17 protein-coding genes are annotated in these 15,125 nt (G+C 59.1%); 3 read left to right on the forward strand and 14 right to left on the reverse strand.

Annotated features, from left to right (window positions below; translation table 11 throughout):
* Nucleotides 1–163: 163 nt before the first annotated feature.
* The 13 genes from fliR to fliF form a co-directional block, all read right to left on the reverse strand.
* Nucleotides 164–955, reverse strand: coding sequence for a flagellar biosynthetic protein FliR (gene fliR / locus ETC27_RS12090; protein WP_136255262.1), 792 nt, complete (start codon nucleotides 953–955; stop codon nucleotides 164–166).
* A gap of 2 nt (nucleotides 956–957) precedes the next feature.
* On the reverse strand, nucleotides 958–1,227 hold the full coding sequence (gene fliQ, locus ETC27_RS12095) for a flagellar biosynthesis protein FliQ (protein WP_136255263.1): 270 nt from the start codon (nucleotides 1,225–1,227) through the stop codon (nucleotides 958–960).
* A 64-nt stretch (nucleotides 1,228–1,291) separates the two neighbouring features.
* Nucleotides 1,292–2,002 (reverse strand): flagellar type III secretion system pore protein FliP, encoded by a 711-nt coding sequence (gene fliP / locus ETC27_RS12100; RefSeq protein ID WP_136255448.1) that lies wholly within the window; start codon nucleotides 2,000–2,002, stop codon nucleotides 1,292–1,294.
* A gap of 89 nt (nucleotides 2,003–2,091) precedes the next feature.
* Nucleotides 2,092–2,604, reverse strand: coding sequence for a flagellar biosynthetic protein FliO (gene fliO / locus ETC27_RS12105; protein WP_240724901.1), 513 nt, complete (start codon nucleotides 2,602–2,604; stop codon nucleotides 2,092–2,094).
* A complete protein-coding gene (gene fliN / locus ETC27_RS12110) occupies nucleotides 2,601–3,101 on the reverse strand; it encodes a flagellar motor switch protein FliN (RefSeq protein ID WP_136255264.1) in 501 nt (166 codons plus the stop codon). Before fliN ends, fliO begins: the two co-directional genes overlap by 4 nt.
* On the reverse strand, nucleotides 3,094–4,140 hold the full coding sequence (gene fliM, locus ETC27_RS12115; protein ID WP_136255265.1) for a flagellar motor switch protein FliM: 1,047 nt from the start codon (nucleotides 4,138–4,140) through the stop codon (nucleotides 3,094–3,096). The genes fliN and fliM overlap by 8 nt, the downstream gene beginning before the upstream one ends.
* A 19-nt stretch (nucleotides 4,141–4,159) precedes the next feature.
* Nucleotides 4,160–4,639 (reverse strand): flagellar basal body-associated protein FliL, encoded by a 480-nt coding sequence (gene fliL, locus ETC27_RS12120; RefSeq protein WP_136255266.1) that lies wholly within the window; start codon nucleotides 4,637–4,639, stop codon nucleotides 4,160–4,162.
* A gap of 307 nt (nucleotides 4,640–4,946) precedes the next feature.
* Complete coding sequence (locus tag ETC27_RS12125; RefSeq protein WP_136255267.1) at nucleotides 4,947–6,308, reverse strand: flagellar hook-length control protein FliK; 1,362 nt, start codon at nucleotides 6,306–6,308, stop codon at nucleotides 4,947–4,949.
* A gap of 8 nt (nucleotides 6,309–6,316) precedes the next feature.
* Nucleotides 6,317–6,775, reverse strand: a complete 459-nt coding sequence (gene fliJ / locus ETC27_RS12130) for a flagellar export protein FliJ (protein WP_136255268.1) — start codon at nucleotides 6,773–6,775, stop codon at nucleotides 6,317–6,319.
* Nucleotides 6,772–8,166 carry a flagellar protein export ATPase FliI gene (fliI, locus tag ETC27_RS12135; RefSeq protein ID WP_136255269.1) on the reverse strand — a complete coding sequence of 465 codons (1,395 nt, stop codon included), beginning with the start codon at nucleotides 8,164–8,166 and terminating at the stop codon, nucleotides 6,772–6,774. The genes fliJ and fliI overlap by 4 nt, the downstream gene beginning before the upstream one ends.
* A complete protein-coding gene (fliH, locus tag ETC27_RS12140; RefSeq protein WP_136255270.1) occupies nucleotides 8,163–8,924 on the reverse strand; it encodes a flagellar assembly protein FliH in 762 nt (253 codons plus the stop codon). Before fliH ends, fliI begins: the two co-directional genes overlap by 4 nt.
* Nucleotides 8,917–9,927: a flagellar motor switch protein FliG gene (fliG, locus tag ETC27_RS12145; protein WP_136255271.1), complete on the reverse strand. Its 1,011-nt coding sequence runs from the start codon at nucleotides 9,925–9,927 to the stop codon at nucleotides 8,917–8,919. The genes fliH and fliG overlap by 8 nt, the downstream gene beginning before the upstream one ends.
* Entirely contained in the window at nucleotides 9,920–11,677 is a 1,758-nt protein-coding gene (gene fliF, locus ETC27_RS12150; RefSeq protein ID WP_136255272.1) for a flagellar basal-body MS-ring/collar protein FliF, read from the reverse strand. The genes fliG and fliF overlap by 8 nt, the downstream gene beginning before the upstream one ends.
* Nucleotides 11,678–11,999: 322 nt before the next feature.
* On the opposite strand from fliF, the gene fliE reads away from it, so the two are divergent.
* Nucleotides 12,000–12,329, forward strand: coding sequence for a flagellar hook-basal body complex protein FliE (fliE, locus tag ETC27_RS12155; protein ID WP_136255273.1), 330 nt, complete (start codon nucleotides 12,000–12,002; stop codon nucleotides 12,327–12,329).
* A gap of 118 nt (nucleotides 12,330–12,447) precedes the next feature.
* Here the strand turns inward: fliE and ETC27_RS12160 are convergent, their stop codons facing one another.
* Nucleotides 12,448–12,849, reverse strand: a complete 402-nt coding sequence (locus tag ETC27_RS12160; RefSeq protein WP_136255274.1) for a flagellar protein FlaG — start codon at nucleotides 12,847–12,849, stop codon at nucleotides 12,448–12,450.
* A 239-nt stretch (nucleotides 12,850–13,088) separates the two neighbouring features.
* Between ETC27_RS12160 and ETC27_RS12165 the strand changes: the two genes are divergently transcribed.
* Both ETC27_RS12165 and ETC27_RS12170 read left to right on the forward strand, forming a co-directional pair.
* Nucleotides 13,089–13,961, forward strand: coding sequence for a motility protein A (locus ETC27_RS12165; protein WP_136255275.1), 873 nt, complete (start codon nucleotides 13,089–13,091; stop codon nucleotides 13,959–13,961).
* Nucleotides 13,954–15,003 (forward strand): OmpA/MotB family protein, encoded by a 1,050-nt coding sequence (locus tag ETC27_RS12170; protein WP_136255276.1) that lies wholly within the window; start codon nucleotides 13,954–13,956, stop codon nucleotides 15,001–15,003. The genes ETC27_RS12165 and ETC27_RS12170 overlap by 8 nt, the downstream gene beginning before the upstream one ends.
* Nucleotides 15,004–15,125 lie beyond the last annotated feature (122 nt).

Consider the following 15,125-nt stretch of genomic DNA (forward strand, 5'->3'; position numbering starts at 1 on the left):
CCGCGACACTGATCAAGCCCTCTCTCGGAAGCGATGCCGGCAGGGGGCTTGATGGTTGATACGATCGTGATGGTGGTATGCCGATCCGCGCACCACCCAAGCGATGAAAGCCGGTGACCTTTCCCCAGTCCTTTCCCCACTATTCCGCGTTTCTTTTTGGTATCTAACTGAGGGGGACCATGGCCGTGACCAGGCTCTCCATGAAACCTAGCCCCATTTCGAACAGATGCTTGAGAAAGCGGCCCAGGTCGGTCATCAGCACCATCAGCAGGAAGACACCTGCCGTGAGTGACATCGGAAAGCCGATATTGAAGACGGTCAGCTGAGGCGCCGAGCGATTGAGGATGCCAAGCGATAGATTGATGATCAAAAGGGCCGCCACCACAGGCAGTGCCAGCAACAGACCGGCCTCGAAAATGGTACTTCCAAAGCGTGCCAGCATGTCGAATGCATCGAGATTGAGTCCCCCCATGCCGATCGGTAGCGTCACGAAACTGTCGGCGAGTATCTCGATGGCAATCAGGTGTCCGTCTACGGCGAGAAACATCAGCAGCGTGATCATGTAGAGAATGCGCGCCAGAATCATGGTGTTGGCCCCGGTGTCCGGGGAGAAGAAGGTCGCGAAACCAAGTCCCATCTGCAGGGCGATAAAGTCACCTGCCGCCTGAACGGTGGCAAGGATGATATGCATGACAACGCCGAGCGCGGCGCCGATCAATAGTTGCTCGATCATGATGCCAAGCCCCGCCCAAGACATGATGGGCACATCGGGCATGGGGGGCAGGGTTGGGGAAATCACCACACAGATGAGAACCACCAGGCCAAGTTTGGCCTGGCGGGGAACACTCGAGTGCCCCCAGAGCGGCGATGCCATGATAAAGGCGGAGAGGCGCATGAAGGGCCATAGAAAGGCGACCAGCCAGCCATGCAGTTGGGCGAAGGTAACCTCGACCATAGCTAGCTCACCATGAGCGGAATATTCTGGATCAGCTCACGGGTGAAATCGGTGATCAGCTTGAGCAGCCAGGGGCCGGCCAGCACCAATACGCTGAACACGCCGAGAATCTTGGGGATGAAGGACAGCGTCATCTCGTTGATCTGGGTAGCGGCCTGGAAGAGGCTGACCAACAGACCGATGAGCAGTGCCGTCAGCAGCAGCGGCGCCGCCATGAACAGTGTCACGCGCATGCCCTGGTAGGCCATGCTCATTACCATTTCGGGACTCATGGACGTTCCTCCTCAAGCTGAGCGGCCTTACCGGCACCGCTGGCCGGCATGGATGATGCCGGTGTCATAGATAAAAGCTTTGCGCCAATGAGCCCATCAGCAATTGCCATCCATCAACCAAAACAAACAGCATCAGCTTGAAGGGCAGTGAAATCGTTGCCGGGGGCACCATCATCATGCCGAGTGCCATCAGGACACTGGCAACCACCAGGTCAATGATCAGGAAAGGAATAAATAGCGTGAAGCCGATCTGAAAAGCGGTCTTCAGCTCGCTGGTGACGAAAGACGGCAGCAGCACCCGCATCGGCACATCTTCAGGGCCTTGCATGGGGCCGACCTCGGCAAGCCTTGCAAATAACGCCAGGTCAGGCTCACGGGTCTGGCCCATCATGAACTCGCGAAGCGGTTGGCTTGCCAGCTCGAAGAAGCGAGGGAAGGCGATGTCATCATTGGCCATCGGTAGCCAGGCGGTCTGGTAGATATCGTTGATCACCGGTGACATCACGAAGAAGGTAAGAAACAGGGCAAGGCCGAGCAGCACCTGGTTAGGGGGAGCTGATTGGGTGCCCATGGCGGTACGTAATAGCCCCAGCACGATGATGATGCGCGTGAAGCAGGTCATCATCAGCAGGGCAGCCGGCAGAAAGGCCATGCTGCTCAACAGCAGCAGCGTCTGCAGCTTGATGGACCACTGCTGGCCGCCATCCTGCGTTGGCCGCGACACGATGCCAGGAATGGATTGTGCCCAGGCTGTATCGGGCACCAGTATTGCCATCAGCGCTAACAGGCCCAAGGCCGCTGCGATGAGTGGGCGACTGCGTTGCGCTGATCTGCTCAATGGCGATCCATCGTGAAGAAGCGGTTTCATGAGTCGCCTCGCCCGCCACGGCCTTTCAGCATGGTGCCGGTATTGTGACGCAAGGCACTGGCAAAGCGCTCGGCAAATCCTTGATCGCCATCGCGTGATGACGCCACGTCTGACGAATCAGGTGTATCAGCGCTGGAAGAGGCCTTGTCCGCAGAGGAGGATGCCGCAGTAGACGGCGCCTTGAGGTCATGCAGCTTATTGACCTGGCCACCGCCGACCCCGAGCACGAGCCAGGTATCCTCGACCTCGACGATAACCACCCGCTCACGCTGCCCAACCGCTGCAGAGCTGATCACTTTAACTGCCCGCCCCGCACGGGTTCCGTTGGGTCCCAGGCGGCGTATCAGCCAGCTACCCAGCACGATGACCCCGAGGATCAGCGCAAGCGCCAGACCGACCTTGCCGACAGCAGCGAGACCGATGAGGCTATCGCTGCTGGTGGCCATCGTATCGAAGCCGGTCGTCGCCACATCGGCCGCCGAATTGCTGGTAGGGGCTTGTTGGCTCATCGGTTGAGTTTCTGCACCCGCTCCGACGGCGTGATGATCTCGGTGATACGGATACCATACTTGTCATCGACGACCACGACTTCGCCCTGAGCGATGAGATAGCCGTTGATCAAGATATCCATGGGTTCACCCGCCAACCCATCCAGCTCGATGACCGAACCCTGTGCGAGTTCCAGCAGCTGCTTGATAGTGATCTTGGTGCGGCCAAGCTCTACGCTCAGCTTGACCGGGATATCCATGATCATTTCGAGATCACGAGCTGCACCACTGTCTCCGCCGCCATCAAGCGGACGGAAGACTTTCTCGCTTGCCGATGGCGATTGCTTGGCTTCTGTTTCTACTTCCTCGCTATCCGCCTGCTCGGCGAGTGCAGCCGCCCACGGATCGTCATCGGCCGCGTTATCGCTACCCGAAGCGTCGGCATCGTCCTGCTCGGCCATGGCATCGGCCCAATCATCGGGAAGCGAGTTCTGATCGGGATTCTTCGGGTCACTCATCGTTACTTTCCTTGGATGTCTTGGATCCCTTGACGAAGGCACCCGTAGTGTTGCTGGACATTGAGGTGTGGTCGATCAGGCGCAGAATGCGTAGTGCTCGTTGTTCATGCTGGCTACCGTAATCGCACTCCATGACGGGAACGCCATCCACACTGGCGGTTACGGTTTGCGGCAGTTCCATGGGAAGCACATCGCCCACCTGGAGGCTCATGACGCGCGCAATGCGCGAAGGAATATCCACAAACTGGGCGACAAGCTCGACTTCAGACTGGCGTATCTCACCCGCCATGCGTTTGGTCCAGGTCTTGTCAGCGCTATCAAAGCTATCGTTGTGGGGGTTGGTGAGCGTATCCCGCAGCGGCTCGATCATCGAGTAGGGCATGCAGATCTGGAAATCGCTCGCCAGATTACCCACTTCCAGGTGGAAGGTGGTATTCACCACGATCTCGTTTGGCGAGTTGGTGATGTTGGCGAACTTTGCTTGCAGCTCGGAACGCAAGTAGCTGATTTCAAGAGGGTAGACCGATTTCCACGACTCCTGATAGGCCTCGAGTGCCAGATCGAGGACGCGCTGGATGATGCGCTGTTCTGTATTGGTGAATTCGCGCCCCTCGGACTTGGTCACGAAGCGTCCGTCACCGCCAAATAGGTTATCGACGACCATGAACACCAGGCTCGGTGGGAATACCACGAGCGCGGAGCCGCGTAGCGGCTTCATGGTGATCATGTTGATGTTGGTGGGTACCGGCACATTGCGAATGAAGTCGCTATAGCTTTGATAGCGAACAGAATCGACGGTGATATCGGCGCTGCGCCTGATCAGGTTGAAGAGGCTCATGCGGAATTGCCGCGCGAAGCGTTCATTGATGAGGTCCAGGGCGTGCAGGCGTTCACGAATGACCCTGTGCTGGGTAGCCGGATCGTAGGGCTTTATCCGTGGTTCGTTGCTCGCGGCGTCGGGGGTACTTTCTTCCTCGCCGCTGACACCCTTCAGGAGGGCATCGATTTCATCCTGCGATAGCAGATCATCTTGAGACATGGCGATTGGGCGCTATGAGTTATTGCACAATGAAATCGGTGAACAGCACATCACTGATCGCCAGCTCGGGTTGTGGGTCGGCCAGAGGGGCATCAAACAGCCCCATGACCTGCGCTGCTAGACGGGACTTGCCGTCGGGAGATGTCAGCTCTTGGGCGCTCTGGTCAGCAAACAGCATCAGCATGCGGCTGCGTACTTGAGGCATGTGGCTGGTCAGCAGCTCGCGTGTCTCTTCGTTGCCAACGCGCAGGGTAAGGCCGACGTAAAGCAGACGGCTACCATACTCATCGCCACTGATGTTCACCGTGAACGGGTCTATCTTGATGAAAATAGGATCGGGGGCGACGACGGGCTCTGTTTCAGCGGTCTCTGAAGCCTCAGCCTGGCTGCCGCGGTCCAGCAAAAGATATACGCCGGCCGCTGTTGCGGATGCCACAAAAACCATCAGCAACACGATCAGCAGCCATTTTTTTCCTGAAGAGGTCGAAGAGTTCGCCATTTAGTCCGCCGTTTTCGAAATGAGGCCTGATGGGCAAGAAGTATGAAGGCTAAAGAAACAAAACAGTGGCCTGAATAGGCCACTGTAACGTGCGTATCTCACTAGTTTGTCGCCCGGCAGGAGCCAGCGGAGGCGCCCGATACGTGTCGCATGTTGGAAGGGGGCGGCACTATCGGTTTATCGCTACCGATTAATAGTTACCGGTTCATCGTGACTGACTCATGTCAGCGGTTTACGTATGACATTGATGCGTTGTCGTTCACGCAGCTCAATAGTGTTGATCGCCGCATGTGCTTTCAGGGCTTTATCACGCGTAAAGATCCACTCGCCCATCCAATAGCGAGGCATCCAGTGAGCCTTGCGTGCTCAGCATTGCCGAGGCATCCAGACCGCTGTCATCGATCTCGCCGAGACCATTGGCCGAGGGTTGGCGCCCGGCGAAGCCCTGCTCCTGAGACTGTCCAGAGGCTTGATGCCCGACTGAGGTATCACCAAGCGTGATGCCCTGATGCGCCAGCGCTTCGCGAAGCTGAGGGATAGCTTGCTCAAGCGCGCTGCGAACCTGTGAATGAGCCGACAGGAACTGCGCCTGGGCACCATTCTCAGCGACCTTGAGGGTCACCGACAGCGGGCCGAGATCGGTCGGGTGCAGTTTCAATTCCATCTGCTGGTCACCGCGCTGCGCCATGCCGATGAGCTGCTGGCCAAGTTGCTGCTGCCACTGCTGGGTAGCAACCGGAGCCGTTAGTGCGCCACCGCCAGCCTGGGATTGGGCAGCGCCGGCGAGGGCTGATGAGCCCGGTTGCGCGGTCGAGAGTGCCAGCGTATCCGTGCCCGTTGAGGGCGATGTCAATGCCACCCCGCGCGTCTCGCTTGCATCTGTCAACAGTGCCGCTGCTGCATTATCCGCCATCACAGGGGCAGGCTGACCTTGCCTGCTAGCAGTCATCGACTCATTGACGGCTTGTGCCACGGCGCTGCGATTCAGCCAGTCTGCATTCATTGTTGCTTGATTAAGTGCGGTCTGTTCGCGTCGTGCATCGCCAGTCGTCACGCCATTGCCGGCCATCGACATGCTGTCACCAGGACTCGCGGTGCCTGCCGAGTGGCCGGCCTGATCGATGAGATTCATCCGCTCAGCAATCATCGACAACGCGAGCGGGGCATCGCCGCCTTCGGGCGCCGGTGTAGCATCGCCGGCGGTGATAGCGCCGGTCGCATTGAACCAATCTTTCGGCCCTTCAGAGGTGTTGTTCAGGCTGTCATTCGCCTCAAAAGGTACTAGGCCGAGAGCCGAGAGCGCTGCGTTCAGGTCCTGCGCGGCCTCACCACCCAGTGATTCACCTTCGAGCAGAGAGGCCAGCGCCTCCTGCTGGGATGAGGTCAGGCGTTCAAGTGCAGCCGGATCCTGCCCGAGCTGATCGCTCAGGGCCTCTCGCTGCTTTGGGCTCAATGTCGATAGGGCTTCTTTCAAGCCTGCCGGAGATGACTGTTGCGAGGCCTTGGTGTCTGGACTCGCGCTACTAGAGGCGACATTGCCCTGGTTTTGGCGCTTGGCGAGCAGCGTGCCGAAGTCCTGCGATCCGCCTTGCTTAGCGTCGTTGGCCTGCCGTCCTACGAGCTTGCCCGAGCTGGGCGCAGATGTGGGGATAAAGTCGATGATACCCATATGATCTCCTATGAGCGCTCGTCGTCGGATGCGCGGCGCAGCAGGCTATTGTTGCTCATTTCATCGTTGTGACGTTGTTCTTGGCGCTGCTCGTTTCGCCGAGCCGTTTCCTGTCGACGGCTCGCCAGGGTGTCGTAGGACGACAAGCGTTGCTGTTCCTTTCGCCAATGTTGCTGGCAGCCTTCGACACGCTGAGAGTGATTATCCACAGCGGAGCGGGCGCGCTCGATGGCATCATCGAGTGAAAGGAGGAAGCGCTGATAGTTATGCAGCGTGGCGGGGTCGATCCCCTTGCGCATCGCATCCTGCAAGCGTGTCGCGTACTCCAGGCGATAGTGGCGGAGTGTATCCAGCTGAGTCGCGGCCTGTTGCTGGGAGCGACGCTCGTTGGCAAGCGTCTGGCCGGCGGCATCACGGGCCTCCTTGGCCAGTTCGGTCAGCGTATCTAGCGGTAAGGATGCGCTCATTGTCCACCTCCCACGATGGCCGACAGTGACTGTCTGGCCTGTGTCACGTCAGCACGTTCTTCGACTTGTTGCTGCAGGAACTGCTCCAGGTGCGGGAACAGCTGAACAGAGTGATCCAGTTGAGGATCATGCCCTGGACTGTAGGCCCCGACGCTGATCAGGTCACGATTGCGCTGGTAGCGCGAAAAGTGTTGCTTGAAGTGTCGTGCCTGCTGCTGTTGCGCCGTATCGGTGATAGCGCTCATGGCGCGACTGATAGAGGCCTCGATATCGATGGCGGGGTAATGGCCCGCTTCGGCCAGGGCCCGGGACAACACGATGTGGCCATCCAGAATCGCCCGGGCCGAATCCGCAATGGGGTCCTGTTGATCGTCGCCCTCGGTCAATACTGTATAGAACGCGGTGATAGAGCCGCCGCCACGTTTGCCATTGCCCGCCCGTTCGACGAGCCCGGGGAGCTTGGCAAAGACCGAAGCGGGATAGCCCTTGGTCGCCGGTGGCTCACCGATCGCCAGGGCGATTTCGCGTTGTGCCATGGCATAGCGAGTGAGGGAGTCCATGATCAGCAGTACATCCTTGCCTTCGTCACGATAGCCTTCTGCCAGGCGCGTGGCGTAGGAGGCCCCTTGCAAACGTTGCAGAGGCGAGGTGTCGGCGGGTGCGGCCACCACGACGGATCGTTTACGTCCTTCCTCACCGAGAATGTTATCGATGAAATCCTGCACCTCGCGACCACGCTCGCCAATCAACCCAACGACGATCACGTCAGCCTTGGTATAACGCGCCATCATGCCCAATAGAACCGACTTGCCGACGCCTGAGCCGGCAAAAAGGCCCATGCGTTGTCCGCGACCGACACTGAGCAGGGCATTGATGGCACGGATGCCGACATCGATCTGGGTGTCGATGGGGGCGCGAGACAGCGGGTTTAACGGTGGCGTGGCAAGCGGCGCATGCGGCACATCTTGAAGTTGTCTGGCGCCATCGAGTGGCTTGCCGTTGCCATCGACCACGCGTCCCAGCAAGGACTCGCCCAGCGGGAAGCGCCTGGCACTTTGTGCCCCACCATCGCCAAGGGGTAGCACACGGGCGCCCGGTGTCAGGCCGCTGATTTCTGCCAAGGGCATCAGGAAGAGTTTTTCTCCAGAAAACCCGACGACTTCGGCCTCGGCGTAGCGGGACTTGGTCTGCGGGTTTTCCGCACCCAGCTCAATGCGACAGGCGCTGCCTAGGGGGACACGAAGCCCCACGGCCTCAAGGACCAGGCCTGTGGCGCGAATGATGCGACCGCTGGCACGATAGTTGGGCAATGCCTCGACGCGCGCCACCACCCGGTCGAGGGTCCCTCGCCAACGGGCTTGGTGCGTGGTCACGCGCGAAGCGGTATTCATGCGTCGGACTCCTGTGCCTTGTCTGGCTCCTGCTGGGAAGCCGAATGACCTGGCAGCCGATGGCGAATCTGCTCGGCGATGGCCTCGAAGCGGGTCTCCCAGCTGGCATCCAGTTCGCCACTTTGGCTAGTCACACGGCAGCCACCGCGGCTGAGCTGGTCGTCAGGCTGTAGCTTCCAGCCAGCGCTCTCCAGCTCATTGCCAAGCTGCTCTTCCACCAGCGGAAGATCATCCGGGTGCAGCCACAGTCGCGGCTTGCCGGAAAGCGCCGGTTCAACGTGGATCAACTCACGCACGATCTCGAGAATCTGTTCAGGCGAGGCCTTCAAGGCATCGCCCGCCAGCTGACGGCCGGTCGCGAGTGCCAGGTTGACCAGTGCATCGGCGATCTCTTCATCCAGTTGCGCGATTGCCTCGCCGAATCGAGATGCCAGAGGGGCCAGCGGCGCAATGACCTCTCGGGTCTGCTTGCGCAGCTCTTCTTCGCCCTGTGCACGACCTTCCTTCAGCCCTTGGGCATTGCCTTCCTTGCGGCCGGCTTCGAAACCCTCGCGGTAGCCCTCTTCCTGGGCTTGTTGGCGAACGCGCTGATGCTCGGCTTCGAGGGCCGCCTGATGTTCCTGGGCGCGCTGGCGAATTCTTGCCTGGCGTTCAAGCTCAGCCGACGAGACGCCTGAGCTTGAGCGAGCCTGCTCCCGGAGCTCATCCATCTGCCAGGTTCGCCATTGATTGTCCTGACGGCTATCAGGATCAGACATAGCTGTCGTCTCCTCCGCTTAGGACCAGCTCGCCATTGTCCGCCAGGCGCCTGACGATCTGCAGGATGGCTTTCTGCTCGGTTTCGACCTGAGAAAGCCGGATCGGGCCACGGGCTTCCATATCCTCGCGCATCAACTGGGCCGCACGTTGGGACATATTGCGCATGAACTTTTCCATGAGTGTGTCTGGCGCACCCTTGAGTGCCACCACCAACGAATTGGTCTCGACTTCTTTGAGTAGCAACTGAATGCCACGGTCGTCGAGGTCTTCCAGGTTCTCGAACAGGAACATTTCGTCGATGATGCGCTGAGCAAGATCTTCGCTGTGCGCGCGCACCGTCTCGATGACGGTCTCTTCCTGGCTGGAATTCATCAGGTTGAGAATCTCGGCAGCCGTTCTCACGCCGCCCATCTTGCTGCGCTTGAGGTTCTGGCCATCCAGCATATTGCCGAGCACTTCCGTCAACTCCTGCAGCGCCGCCGGTTGAACGCCACTGAAGGTGGCGATACGCAGCACTACGTCGTTGCGCAGCTTGTCATCGAGCAGTTCGAGGATGTCGGCTGCCTGGGGGCGCTCGAGGTGCACGAGGATGGTGGCAATGATCTGCGGATGTTCGTCACGGATCATTTCGCATACCACCGAGGCCTCCATCAGGTTCAGGGCATCGATGCCGGAGGTAGTGCCTTTGGTTTCCAGCACATCCTCGATCAGGCTGGTCGCCCGCTCGCTACCCAGCGCCTTGGTGAGCACCGAGCGGATATGATCACTGGAATTCATGTTGACGGAGGCGAACTCATCGATTTCTTTCTGGAAATCGTTGAGCACCCGACGCATATCCTCGTGCGAGATCTGGCCCAGGTTGGCCATCTCCTGGCTGATGTCCTGGATCTCACGGGCCGAATAGTACTTGAAGACCTCAGCGGCGCTATCTTCATCCAGTGACAGCATCAGGATGGCGCCACGACGGGCGCCGCTCATTGTGCTCGCGGTGCTGTTACTCATCGTTTTTCATCCAGCTGCGTACGATCATCGCGACCAGGCGGGGGTCTTCCTGTGCCAACTCACGAAGCTCCTGAAGGTTGTTTTCATAGCTCGAAGACTTGCGCGGACGTCTGGGAGCCGAGTAGGTCTCAGCTGGGCTCTCTTCAACGTCTGCGACTGCACCGGCCTCGCCATCATCACCATCCTGGCCCACCGCAGTACTGATAGTGGAACCCGGGCCTTGCAGCATCGGCTGAGCTGTCTGGCGCTTGATCAGCGGGCGCAGAATCAGCAGGTACAGCAACAAGATGGCGAGGCCAACCAGCAAGTAGCGTCCCAGGGTGAACGCCAGCTGCTGAAGATCCGGCTGCTGCCACCAAGCAAGCTCAACGCTGTCATTCTTCTGCTGGGTGAAGGGGCTATTGACCACTTCGATAGCATCGCCACGGGCCTGCGAGAAGCCCATGGACTGGCGGACCAGGCGCTCGATCTGGGCAATTTCGTCGTCGCTTAGCGCCACCATCTCCATATTGCCTTCGTCATTCATTTCCTGGCGATAGTTGACCACCACCGCCACATTCAGACGTTCGATCTGGCCGCGCTGATGCTGGATATGGGCAACGTTACGATCGACTTCGTAGTTGATGACGTTGTCCTGACTCAAGCGGCTGGGTGGTTCGCCTTCTTCGGTATCGGCACCGGCTTCACCGTCGGCCTGATCGATCGGTGATGCTTCGGCGCCCGGTGGGGTGTTGGTGAGCGCCCCCGGCACGCCCTGAGCGAGTTGGTTGCCACCGGTATAGGTGCCGCTGGTTTGCGCACTGCGAATAGCGGCTTCATTGGGCGCCTGGTTAGGCCCGTAGCGCTCGGCAGTTTCTTCGCGACGCGAGAAGTCGATCTGTGCGGCTACCTGCGCGTGAATATTCTGGCTTCCAAGAATCGGGTTGAGGATGCTCTCTATGCGACGCTGATAGGAGTTTTCCACCTCGGCGATATAGTCAAGTTGCGTGCCGTTAAGGTCACTGCTGGAACCACCGGGTTGTGACAGCAAACGACCATCCTGGTCGACGACAGTGACATTCTCCGTGGCAAGATCCGGCACGCTGCTGGACACCATGTGCATGATCGCCGTGATCTGACCTTCACCGAGTACCCGGCCGGGTTGCAGCGTCAGCACCACCGAGGCCTTGGCCGGCTGCTCCTCGCGGACGAACACCGAAGGTTTGGCCATCGCCAAGTGGATGCGGGCCTTGGACACGGGGCCCAGCGCTTCCATGGAACTTGCCAGCTCGCCTTCCAGGCCGCGCTGAAAGTTGACCTGTTCGGCGAACTGGCTGATACCAAAAGCCTGGTTGTCCATGATCTCGAAGCCGACATTGCCGCCCTGGGGAAGCCCCTGTTCGGCCAGTTGAAGGCGCAACATATGGACTTTGTCGCTGGGCACTAGCAGGGCGCTACCGCCTGCACCAAATTCGTAGGGCACCTGGCGGCTGTCGAGCTCGCTGATGATGCGACCACCATCGGCTTCGCTCAGGTTGCTATAAAGCACCCGATAGTTGGGGGACTGGGCCCACATCAGCAAGGCGATAACGATGGCGATCACCGCTGCAAGGGCGATCAACAGCGGTATCATGGGATTGCTTTTCAGCTGATCCTTGATTCGATCAACCGCAGGTTGAGCCGCACTGCCTGAGGTCTTGGAGCCTGAGGCCTTGGAAGAGGGCGTGTTGCCCTGGCGTGCGGAATCGGTGGCCGTGGCCCCGTTGCTCATGAAGGCCTCCGGCAGCGATCGGCAGTGCTTGTCGTGATGTGCTCAATGATGTGGGCAGAAGGCATGTCAAGATCCGTTCATCGCGGGTGTCCGTCCCGAATCGGGCGGTGCTATTTCGAGCAGCGCTATCTCGTTAAGACTGTTTCGTCGGTACTGTTCTCGCCAACAGCTTTTTGGTTGGTACTTTGATGAACGCCATTATCCGCGGCTCTGGCCACTACAAAGGTCAGAAAAGCCCGTGCTTTTATCGCCAATTGCCCGCATGGACCCTCAAGGTGGGCTGATAGAGTAGCGGCACCACTACCTAGGCGAGGCGATGTCCATGAGTTCCCCCTCGATTCAGTCGATGCTGCAACAGATGCACAGCCTGTCCGCTGAGGCCAGCGGTCAACAGCTTAAAGGGCAGTCCGTGTCCACGTCCGTTGGCCAGGGCGGTTTTGCCGACGAGCTGAACTCATCTCTTCAGCGCATCAACGAGATGCAGCAGGCGGCTGCCAGCAAACGCACCGATTTTCTCTCCGGCAACAGCAACGTTGCGCTGAATGACGTGATGGTCGATATGCAGAAGGCAAGCGTCGCCTTTGATATGGGCGTGCAGGTGCGAAACCGCCTCGTGACGGCCTACAAGGATGTGATGAATATGCAGGTCTAATAGGCAAATCTATTAGGCCGCTCTCATCAGGTCAGGCGCTGATTGAGTAGGTTGGAAGGGAGCGCTCGAACTGATTGTTGACGACGTATAGCCGAGCGCAGGTGCTTTTCGGATCCGGCTAGGCTTCCAGGTTGATAAGCCGCCCCTGCAGTTCATCCAGGCGCTTGGCTATCTGTAGAACCTCTTCAGAGGGAATCTGGCGGATCACATCGCCACTGGCACGATCGACGATACGGGTCACCACGCGAGACGGATGCTCGTTCAGGGTGAATTCGAGCCCGTAGCTGCGCATGACCTCATTGATGCGCCGAAGCGGTGCGATGAGCTCGCCGGCACCGGGAGGCATTAGTGCTCCCGTGATAGATGTGCCGCTGTCACTGTCTTTGCCAAGCAGTGAGAGGTGAGCAAGGGCACCGTCTATGCGCTGCCCGGGCGTGAGTTCATCAAGCGCCGATGAGGGGGTGAGGGCCGATGAAGAAGTGGCCGATAGTGAACCTGATTCATGGATCGGTGACGTCATGGCGAAGCGTCCTTCATGTGCTGTGGTTATTCTTGTACTCAACGACGTTTATCGGCGTGACAGGCGAAACCTTTAGCGAGAGCCTTTTAATAAGAGCTTCTTAATAAGAGCCCTTTAGCAAGAGCCCTTTAGTAAGAGACGGAAGCGGGCAAGCCAAGCCCGAAGGTATATGGCCTATCCGACGCGTTGTATTCAAGCGTCTCATTTCCTTATTAGCGACCCAGGCGGATACACAGACCATGAATCCCTCCACCCTGATTGGTATTGCGGCCAGCCTGATGATGCTGGCAAGTGTGCTGCTGCTGAGTGCCGAGGCACCGTCGAGCTTCATCAACCTGCCTGGGCTCGCCATCGTGCTGACGGGCACGCTGGCCGCCACCTTTATCAGCTATCCGCTGCGGGAAGTCGTCAGGGTCGTGCGCTTGGTCGGCCTGGTATTTCGCCGTGAGAACAGCCGAGTTGAAGCGGATCTTCAGGAGCTGGTTAGCCTGGCTAAGCTCTGGTTCTCGGGTAACGTGCGCGGGGTCGAGAAGCGTTTGGATACCCTGCGCAACCCCTTCATGCGCACCGGTATTCAGCTTGTCATCGACAATACCCGTGAAGAAGAGATCATCGATCTGTTGAGTTGGCGAATCGCCCGGCTCAAGGCCCGCGAGCGGGCCGAGGCGCAAATTTTTCGCACCATGGCGCTCTACGCCCCGGCCTTTGGGATGATCGGTACCCTGGTCGGACTGGTGAATATGCTGGAAGGCATGGACGCCGCTCAGATCGGTGTGATTGGTGAGCGCATGGCCGTGGCCCTGCTGACGACTTTCTACGGCATCGTATTGGCCAACCTGATCTTCAAGCCCATCGCCGTTAAGCTCGAGCGTCGTACCGAAGAGCGCTTGGTCGCGATGAACATGATTCTCGAAGGTGTCTCCCTGATGTCGCGTCGCCGCTTGCCCTCATTCATTGAAGAAACGCTGAAGTCATTGATGGCTACCCACCGTGACGAACTCCGCGACGGCCTGGATGATGGCCTTGGTGATGAGCTCGAGGCCGGCGTTACAGCGGGCAAGCCTCGCCGACGCATGCCGAAGATACTAAGGAAGGCGCAAAAGCATGCGTGAAGCAAAGCGCAGTAGGGTCAACAAGCACGAGATTCTTGAGGATGGCGTAACTGAGGATGCCAGCGGAGTCTGGATGCTTAGCTATATCGATGTCATGACCCTGCTGGTCGCACTATTTGCGCTGCTGCTGGCGGTCGCCGCTGCCAACAGCGCAGACAGCAAGCCGGAGCCGGCAATTACCGAGCGAGTGGCGCCCGAAGCAATTGTGGTCGCCCTGGGCATTAACAGCCAACGAGCCGGAGCGACGGATGCACCGCGAGTGCGCACCGAGGGCGCACTGATGCTTGCTGGCGCCATCCAGGCCTCGCGTCATCAGGAAGCAGAGAGCGAGGCGGGCGTCGCTGGCGAAGCACCGGGCAGTGTCTATGAGCCTCTGGCGCTGCTTGACCATCTGCCGGCCCCGCTCAAGCGGGTCGATCACAGCGGAGCCCTGGCGCTGCGCCCGCTTCCTGCGAGTAATACCCTACGTGCTTCATTGCCTGCCGTGATGCTCGATCAGCGGCTGGACCTGGCAGCACTGGGCGACATGGAACTGGTCGTTACCCCCGCTGCACCGGCTAATACCGTGCGACTGTCGTCGGTGGCGGTGGCGGCCGCCACTGACCTGAGTGAGGCCATTGAATCGCAGCTCGCTGACGCCAAAGTACTACCAAGCCTTGAGGGCGTTGAGGTCTCCAACGTCTCCGAGGGCATCAATCTACGCATACAGGACCGCTTGGTGTTTGAGTCCGCCGCGGCTGATCTAACGGAAATCGGCGAAGATGTTGTCAACCGGCTGGTGAGCATCATCCAGCGCTACGATGGCACCGTCTCGGTGGAGGGTCATACCGATAGCCGTGACATCAATACCGAGCGTTATCCATCCAACTGGGAGCTGTCCGCCGCCCGTGCTACCGCCATTCTTCGCCAGCTACAGGCAGCCGGTGTCGACGGTTCGCGGCTAAGAGCGATCGGCTATGGTGATACCCAGCCCTTGGCAAGTAACGAGTCGCAAGAAGGGCGTTCGGCAAATCGGCGGGTCGAGGTGATCGTGCATTTGTGAGAAAGCACAGGGCGTGCCCTGGAAGCAGCGATGATACGTTTTGAGGAGTGATCCGTTCCTGAGATAACAGGCAGACCCAAGTCTCCGAGAATCAACTTCTTCGCTTTCGTAAAGGGTAAGTC

This window comes from Onishia niordana (genome assembly GCF_004798965.1).
In the GTDB taxonomy this organism is placed as follows: Bacteria; Pseudomonadota; Gammaproteobacteria; order Pseudomonadales; family Halomonadaceae; genus Onishia; species Onishia niordana.

What these genes read in the sequence shown, in the direction of transcription:
- fliR (WP_136255262.1), bottom strand. Translation starts at nt 955, where the DNA reads ATGGTCGAGGTTACCTTCGCCCAACTGCATGGCTGGCTGGTCGCCTTT.
- fliQ (WP_136255263.1), bottom strand. Translation starts at nt 1,227, where the DNA reads ATGAGTCCCGAAATGGTAATGAGCATGGCCTACCAGGGCATGCGCGTG.
- fliP (WP_136255448.1), bottom strand. Translation starts at nt 2,002, where the DNA reads ATGGCAATACTGGTGCCCGATACAGCCTGGGCACAATCCATTCCTGGC.
- fliO (WP_240724901.1), bottom strand. Translation starts at nt 2,604, where the DNA reads ATGAGCCAACAAGCCCCTACCAGCAATTCGGCGGCCGATGTGGCGACG.
- fliN (WP_136255264.1), bottom strand. Translation starts at nt 3,101, where the DNA reads ATGAGTGACCCGAAGAATCCCGATCAGAACTCGCTTCCCGATGATTGG.
- fliM (WP_136255265.1), bottom strand. Translation starts at nt 4,140, where the DNA reads ATGTCTCAAGATGATCTGCTATCGCAGGATGAAATCGATGCCCTCCTG.
- fliL (WP_136255266.1), bottom strand. Translation starts at nt 4,639, where the DNA reads ATGGCGAACTCTTCGACCTCTTCAGGAAAAAAATGGCTGCTGATCGTG.
- ETC27_RS12125 (WP_136255267.1), bottom strand. Translation starts at nt 6,308, where the DNA reads ATGGGTATCATCGACTTTATCCCCACATCTGCGCCCAGCTCGGGCAAG.
- fliJ (WP_136255268.1), bottom strand. Translation starts at nt 6,775, where the DNA reads ATGAGCGCATCCTTACCGCTAGATACGCTGACCGAACTGGCCAAGGAG.
- fliI (WP_136255269.1), bottom strand. Translation starts at nt 8,166, where the DNA reads ATGAATACCGCTTCGCGCGTGACCACGCACCAAGCCCGTTGGCGAGGG.
- fliH (WP_136255270.1), bottom strand. Translation starts at nt 8,924, where the DNA reads ATGTCTGATCCTGATAGCCGTCAGGACAATCAATGGCGAACCTGGCAG.
- fliG (WP_136255271.1), bottom strand. Translation starts at nt 9,927, where the DNA reads ATGAGTAACAGCACCGCGAGCACAATGAGCGGCGCCCGTCGTGGCGCC.
- fliF (WP_136255272.1), bottom strand. Translation starts at nt 11,677, where the DNA reads ATGAGCAACGGGGCCACGGCCACCGATTCCGCACGCCAGGGCAACACG.
- fliE (WP_136255273.1), top strand. Translation starts at nt 12,000, where the DNA reads ATGAGTTCCCCCTCGATTCAGTCGATGCTGCAACAGATGCACAGCCTG.
- ETC27_RS12160 (WP_136255274.1), bottom strand. Translation starts at nt 12,849, where the DNA reads ATGACGTCACCGATCCATGAATCAGGTTCACTATCGGCCACTTCTTCA.
- ETC27_RS12165 (WP_136255275.1), top strand. Translation starts at nt 13,089, where the DNA reads ATGAATCCCTCCACCCTGATTGGTATTGCGGCCAGCCTGATGATGCTG.
- ETC27_RS12170 (WP_136255276.1), top strand. Translation starts at nt 13,954, where the DNA reads ATGCGTGAAGCAAAGCGCAGTAGGGTCAACAAGCACGAGATTCTTGAG.